The organism is Neglectibacter sp. X4 (genome assembly GCF_009917365.1).
Lineage (GTDB): Bacteria > Bacillota > Clostridia > Oscillospirales > Acutalibacteraceae > Acutalibacter.
Map to the genome: position 1 here is coordinate 25274 of NZ_QWLE01000035.1, position 6000 is coordinate 31273.

A 6000-nucleotide genomic window follows, 5' to 3' on the forward strand; every position below is an offset into this window, starting at 1 on the left:
CTTTTTTTATGTCCAAAAACAGAAAACACCGATATTATGGGCATTCCTCGACCAACTCACCGAGTTGGTCATGAAAAATCTTAAAGAATTATAATGTCTATGACAATCAACACAAGGAGATTGTCAGAAAAAATATTCCAATGCCCGAAGTGGTCGACCTTAAGGCGGCGGGATACATCAAGAGTCAAGAAATTAGCTAACAGGCTGTTTTTTGAACGAGATGTACCCACCGTGCTTTGTCATGCCCATTTTCGGTATCAGAGTCGGTGTACATCATTACATCGGCTCTTTTTGTGTCCCTGCCGCCACCCAATTGGGCGGAAAAGAAAGGCAGGGACTTTAAATGAGAAAGTTCAAAACAGCGGAAGACAACCGTACAAATTACATCTACTACTTCAACGATGGTACAAGCTACACCATCACACCCGGTGAAAACGGAGAAAACGCAACCATCATCTCTCAGCTTCATGGTATGGACGATGACGAACTGGATGCCGACCGTAGAGAGGCATATCACTGTCCGATTCACTATGACGGCTACCACGACGGGGACGGCGACGATGCGGATGACCGCAACCCGTATCTTGAGGATGAAACCTATAATCCTCTGGCACAGATTCTGACCTCCATTGCAAATGAGGAGCGTTCTCTACAGATAGAAAAGTTGAAGGTTGCTTTGTCACAGCTTACGGACAAGCAGAAGGATACCATTGTGAAAAAGTTCTATCGTGGCATGACCAACGTGCAGATTGCAGCCGAAGAGGGCGTTTCCGAGGCGGCCATCCGTAACAGACTTACCAAGATTTATGCAGCACTGAAAAAGAAAATCTAAAAAAGTTTCATTTGAGGGGGTTCGATTCCCCCTCATTTTTCGCTTATGGACAGAGGGGTGAGAAAAACTCCTCGGAAAGGAGCCAAGTGCAATGGGAATTAAACACAAGGTATGTATCAACATTGCAAACCCCGGCGGCACACCTTCTCCGGTAGTCCGAAGCGGTACGGTGCAGATTCGCAAGAAACTGCTCGACTTCCTCTTTGGTCAGCAGGTCAACGTTCTGGTTCTCTCTCCAGGTGATTCGGTGCAGACCGTCGAGATTCACGAACTGAAAGGAGGCGAGAACCATGACAAACGCTAACAAATTTAATCTGCTCCTCGATGTGGTGAAGCTGATGCACTCATTGGCAGACGGACTGGAAGCTGTGGCTTATGCATTTGCCGACAGCCAGGAAATCTTCGTAGAAGCCAAGGGAGTGTCGAAGCCTGTCGAAACAGGACAACCCACAAAGCAGATAGCAGAAAAGGTGCCTGCTTTGGCAGATGTCCGTGCTGTGCTTGCGGTTAAGACGCAGAACGGTATGACAGCCGAGGTAGCCCAACTGCTACCAGCAGGAGGGAAAGCAGGATGATGGCGTCTTTGTGGCTGCGAAAAATATGTTCATAGAATTGAAGAGCAACATCGTAATCCACACCCAGGACGCTTTGAAACAGGGCAATCATCCCATTGGCAAAGTGGCCTTGTAAGAGGACCGTGTAGGAAAAATATATCGCAATGGTAGTCGCTGCCAGTACAGTGACGGCGCGGAGGAATATCTTCCTGCGCAGCGGCCTGAAGCCTTTCTTACTTTTCAATGGTGTAGCCGACCCCCCATACCGTTTTTATGAACCTTGGGTTTCGGGCGGGCTCGCCCAGCTTTTCCCGCAGCCGTCCGATGTGGGCCATGACGGTGTTATTGCTGTGCAGGTATTTTTCACCCCACACTGCCTCAAACAATTCCTCGGAGGGGACGACAATCCCCTGTTTTTCACAGAGATACCAGAGGATGGAAAACTCGATGGGAGTCAGCTGGACTTCCTTCCCGAACAGGAAACACTTGTGGTTGTCCTGGGTGATGACCAGCCCCCGGATGTCATATTCATGGACAGGGTCCTCCTGCCTTGGGACGGGTCTGTTATAGAGCCTGTACCGCCGCAGCTGGGTCTTGACTCGGGCTGCAACTTCCAGGGGATTGAAGGGCTTGGTGATATAGTCATCAGCCCCGATGGTCAGGCCCATAATCTTGTCCCTATCTGCCACCCTGGCAGTGAGCATGATAATGGGGCAATAGGACTTTTCCCGGAGTTTCTTGCAAAGCTGAAAGCCATCTGCATCGGGGAGCATCACATCCAGGAGCGCCAGGTCGAATTCTGTGTGCTCCATGCAGTCAAATGCCTCTGCACCGGTATAGCATTTATGGACTATATAGCCATCGCCGGTTAGATAAATCTCCAATACGTCAGCCAGTTCTTTTTCATCATCTACCACCAGGATATGGGCGATACTATTCACAGAATTTGCCATTTGGCTTTCACTCCCTTTTTTTCTTGCAAATGCCAACAATGGTGTTGGCGACACTCAGCACAATATACAGGCCCGTAAAGTTAATCCAAATATCCTGATACGCCGTTTTTGCCAATGGTTCCCGCAAACTGGTAAACCAGACATAGGCGAAGGCCAGCAGCAGGGACGGGATGTACGCGGCCACATACCGCAAGATGGGCGGCTTAATGGGTAGACTGGTACACAGCTCAAACGCCGCAACGCCAATCAGAAGGATGATCGCCCTGTCCAGCTCATGCCAGTTGCCGCTGGGGTCCTCATAAATATCGTTGTAGAGATACAAAACGCTGTTTAACAGCGTAATTACAGTATAGATGATGCAATAGACCGACACAGGATCGATCCATTTTTGTTTACTCATTTTCCCTTTGCCTCCCTAAGATTTCACTGCCATTATATCAAAGTTGTTTTTCTTCTTTTTGTGTTTTCCCTGTGGAATTTCTTAACATTTTCCTATTCTTAGCTACTTAATATCCTTTCGCCGGAATAGCCATATCCCGCCCAGGCAAAGTGCCGCGCTCAGCCCTGCGTCAAGCAGAATGATCCGTACCGGGTGCAAAATATCTTGTTCTGATAGTCCTGCCAGCTGTGTAGTCTCCGAAACAGGCGGAACAGATTTGCTTGTAGCAGGTTACACATGGTTGCCACCTCCATAGTTTTGTGATTTTGTGTTGTAACACAAGAAAACGGCAGTCTGCTTAAAAACCGCCGCTTTCCATGAACTATGAGATCTGCGTGAATGTAGAGTGCTGTTTGCGGTAGGTATCGTTGTCTTTTTCACTGAGTTCCCGTTCCGCCTGGGCCAGCTGGCGTTCCAATTCTTTGATTCGGGCCTCGTTGGTTTCGGTACCCAGCTGCTGTTTCAGCTCCTGCTGCTTCTTTTTGAGTTTTTCGATTTCCCGGTCCACCTTGCCCGTATCGCAGACCCACTTTTCCTCCGGCTTTTTGGGCGCGCCTGCCGCCTTTTCCGGATCGTCGAAATGAATTTTTGGCTGACCATCCTCATCCTTGCCCATCCAGTAGCGGCCGGAGGGCTCCTGTGGTTCCTCGGGGACGTACTCATCCATCGTGGCCTTTGGCTGGCGGCTTTGAGGCTCCTCGGGTTTCTGAACCTTAGGCGCGCCCTGTGTCTTCTCAGGAGCGGACAAGGGGCGGATTGCTTCGTGATTCAAACCAGAAATTGGCGTCATAAGATATTCCTCCTTAAAATATTATGCAGAAAATGAAACACTGGGTTCTGTTTCTGCCGGAACGGCTGAAACCTCTCCAGCCGGCGTATAAATCATCGGCTCACTGGAAACTGGTTCTGCCGCCTCGACAGGCGGGATGTTCTTCAGCGCCGCTTTCGCCGCCTCGCTGATTTGGACCTGGTCGGTCTCCTGGGAACGGCCCGGCTCTGCGCCTTCTTCCGCCCGCTTGTGTTCCTCCCGGCGCTTTTCGATGGCGGCTTCTTGCTCCAGCTTGGCCTTTTCCTTTTCAGCCTCCGCCTCAGCCTTCATGCCCTCGTCCAGTTTTTCCTGATATTTGACGGCCTTCTCGGTGCATTCGCCAGTATAGCCCAGCGCACGTTTCATCTTCTCCATGTCGCCTTCAGCACTGGCCTGGCGGTACACACTCATGGGCGTACCCGCCAGCTTGATATTGGAGCTGGCACCCAGGAGTCCATCCATCATCTGTACGTTCATGCTTGCGTCTCCTTTCTATGGCTAATTTTGCAAAAAGTTCTTTGCTTTTATCAGTATATAGAGCAAAGGACACCGTTTCAAGGCTCTTGTAATGAAATGCTATCTGGATGTCATGAAATGTTTTGTGAGATCATGATTTCGTTGCCCGCATCCGCTCGACCAAGAACTGTTTTTTTATGGTAAGGACATTGCAAAACCCAAATGTCACAGAAACATCCGTATCATTCATCCGATCAGCTTAAAAACAGGCTGAATTGTTACAAAACTCGGACATTACAAAATTTTTTGTCTGTATCCATGTGTTACTGCTGCAGCTTTATGGTATCCACAATGGACAATTGCCCGATTCTTTTGACTGGCCGCCGAATTGCCAGCGCCGCAGAGCCGAAGCATAACATGACAATCAGCAGCAGGGAGGCAACCGGAAGCTGCCAGGTTGTTCCCCATTTATCTGCAATCAGGAACTGGAACATCATCTTATTCAACGGCAATCCCAGTACACATCCAGTGACACATCCTAAAACTGCATAGGTGGTTGCTTCTGCAGCAATCATCTTATAAAGCTGTCCGGCGCCCATTCCAATGGAACGCATCACGCCATACTGTCTGGTCCTCGCCGCCACGCTGGCATTCATACTGTTAAAGATATTGAATACGGTGATCAGCGCAATGATAAACAGGAACCCGTAAATAAACACGGCGCCTGTATAGTAGGAACTCTGGGATTCCGAATTTGACAGTCGTTTATCTGCAATGGAGACGTCAGATGGAAGCAGGCTCCGTATTGCCGATACTGTCTCATCCGTGCCGCTGCCTGCAAGCTGTATATCCACAGCCGTATAGCCTGCCGCACCGATGCTTTCCGTAAACAGCTGTTCTGAGCATATAATGTATCCAAGGCTTCCCGCTTCACTTGATGCGTTTGTAGAAGAAAGGATTCCCGCAATCCTCGCCCGTTTCTCCCCAAAAGGCGTATGGAGCGTCACAGTATCCCCGGTCTTCCATTGCATGCCATCCCGGTAGGACACTAAGATATCCCCGGCTCCTCCCGAAACCGCATAATATCTTTTTCATTTATTTTTATCCATCACTCCGGATGCCTCCGACATATAAAAAGTAAAATTGCAATTTCCACAGCCAACAGAGCCAACAGGACATACAGCAGTACCGGCCAGGCCGAGACACCTCCCGCAAGCAGCAGCATTACCACCGGAACCACATATTTCCGAGGGTGATGCCACAGATCGCTTTCAATCTTCCGGCCAGATCGGAGCCAGGATACCACGAATATAGACATGACGCATAACCGATTTCTCCTTGAAAAAGGGGCGCTTACTCTCTGGGGATAAGTACCCCGGAAAATTTGTTTTATTCATTTGTTTTTCTATTCTTGTGATGATAAATCACCAACACCAAAACGAAGGAAACAAGCTGCGCTGCCATAATCCGGACAATCTGCAATTCGTCCGTACCCGTTGAAGAAACCACATGCAGCATATTGGTGGCAACGGTATTATTGAACAGATGGTCACCAAGTCCAACCCATAGGTTCCTTGTCACGCGGTAAAGAAGCCCCCACTTGACACCCATGATCCCGGCGAGAATCACATAACCGATGCTCATAAAAGCCATTGCCCCAAATGACACCTCACCATCTATATAGCTCCTGATTGGCATGACAATGTGCCAAATGCCAAACAGAAATGCGGCAATCAAATTTGCGGCCATAAAGGGCTTTGTTTCAGAGAGCAGCTTAATAAACAGCCCGCGGAAAACGCCCTCCTCCATCCACACATTGACGATATTGAATAATACGCACAACGCAAAGAAAACAAAGCCGGTATTCTTTATGGGAGAGCCGGTCAATGAAAAACCGCTGACATATAGTTCAAAATGCGCGGGATTGCCTTGCAGGGACAGAATGGCAAATTCAAGGC

Annotated in this window: 9 protein-coding genes; 3 read left to right on the forward strand and 6 right to left on the reverse strand. The window is 49.0% G+C overall.

Annotation, left to right across the window (positions count from 1 at the left end; translation table 11 throughout):
- Positions 1-343 precede the first annotated feature (343 nt).
- From D1841_RS11865 to D1841_RS11875, 3 genes are all read left to right on the forward strand, one after another.
- Positions 344-832 (forward strand): sigma-70 family RNA polymerase sigma factor, encoded by a 489-nt coding sequence (locus D1841_RS11865; protein WP_160643224.1) that lies wholly within the window; start codon positions 344-346, stop codon positions 830-832.
- Between the two features lie 91 nt (positions 833-923).
- Complete coding sequence (locus tag D1841_RS11870) at positions 924-1136, forward strand: hypothetical protein (protein ID WP_160643226.1); 213 nt, start codon at positions 924-926, stop codon at positions 1134-1136.
- Positions 1123-1407: an rRNA biogenesis protein rrp5 gene (locus D1841_RS11875; RefSeq protein WP_160643228.1), complete on the forward strand. Its 285-nt coding sequence runs from the start codon at positions 1123-1125 to the stop codon at positions 1405-1407. Before D1841_RS11870 ends, D1841_RS11875 begins: the two co-directional genes overlap by 14 nt.
- Before the next feature lie 212 nt (positions 1408-1619).
- Here the strand turns inward: D1841_RS11875 and vanR are convergent, their stop codons facing one another.
- From vanR to D1841_RS11905, 6 genes are all read right to left on the reverse strand, one after another.
- Positions 1620-2339, reverse strand: a complete 720-nt coding sequence (gene vanR, locus D1841_RS11880; RefSeq protein ID WP_160643230.1) for a VanR-ABDEGLN family response regulator transcription factor — start codon at positions 2337-2339, stop codon at positions 1620-1622.
- A gap of 7 nt (positions 2340-2346) precedes the next feature.
- Entirely contained in the window at positions 2347-2739 is a 393-nt protein-coding gene (locus D1841_RS11885; protein WP_160643232.1) for a DUF6608 family protein, read from the reverse strand.
- Positions 2740-3100: 361 nt separating this feature from the next.
- Complete coding sequence (locus D1841_RS11890; protein ID WP_160643234.1) at positions 3101-3568, reverse strand: hypothetical protein; 468 nt, start codon at positions 3566-3568, stop codon at positions 3101-3103.
- A 21-nt stretch (positions 3569-3589) separates the two neighbouring features.
- Positions 3590-4063: a hypothetical protein gene (locus tag D1841_RS11895; RefSeq protein WP_160643236.1), complete on the reverse strand. Its 474-nt coding sequence runs from the start codon at positions 4061-4063 to the stop codon at positions 3590-3592.
- A 302-nt stretch (positions 4064-4365) separates the two neighbouring features.
- Entirely contained in the window at positions 4366-5091 is a 726-nt protein-coding gene (locus tag D1841_RS19880; protein ID WP_334461166.1) for an FtsX-like permease family protein, read from the reverse strand.
- Positions 5092-5431: 340 nt separating this feature from the next.
- Positions 5432-6000: CPBP family intramembrane glutamic endopeptidase (locus tag D1841_RS11905; RefSeq protein WP_160643238.1), on the reverse strand; the 569-nt coding region annotated here is incomplete at its 5' end.

Bases quoted from the DNA above. Each gene is read 5' to 3' on its own strand.
- D1841_RS11885 (WP_160643232.1), bottom strand. From the start codon at position 2,739: ATGAGTAAACAAAAATGGATCGATCCTGTGTCGGTCTATTGCATCATC.
- D1841_RS11890 (WP_160643234.1), bottom strand. From the start codon at position 3,568: ATGACGCCAATTTCTGGTTTGAATCACGAAGCAATCCGCCCCTTGTCC.
- D1841_RS11875 (WP_160643228.1), top strand. From the start codon at position 1,123: ATGACAAACGCTAACAAATTTAATCTGCTCCTCGATGTGGTGAAGCTG.
- D1841_RS11865 (WP_160643224.1), top strand. From the start codon at position 344: ATGAGAAAGTTCAAAACAGCGGAAGACAACCGTACAAATTACATCTAC.
- D1841_RS11870 (WP_160643226.1), top strand. From the start codon at position 924: ATGGGAATTAAACACAAGGTATGTATCAACATTGCAAACCCCGGCGGC.
- D1841_RS11895 (WP_160643236.1), bottom strand. From the start codon at position 4,063: ATGAACGTACAGATGATGGATGGACTCCTGGGTGCCAGCTCCAATATC.
- vanR (WP_160643230.1), bottom strand. From the start codon at position 2,339: ATGGCAAATTCTGTGAATAGTATCGCCCATATCCTGGTGGTAGATGAT.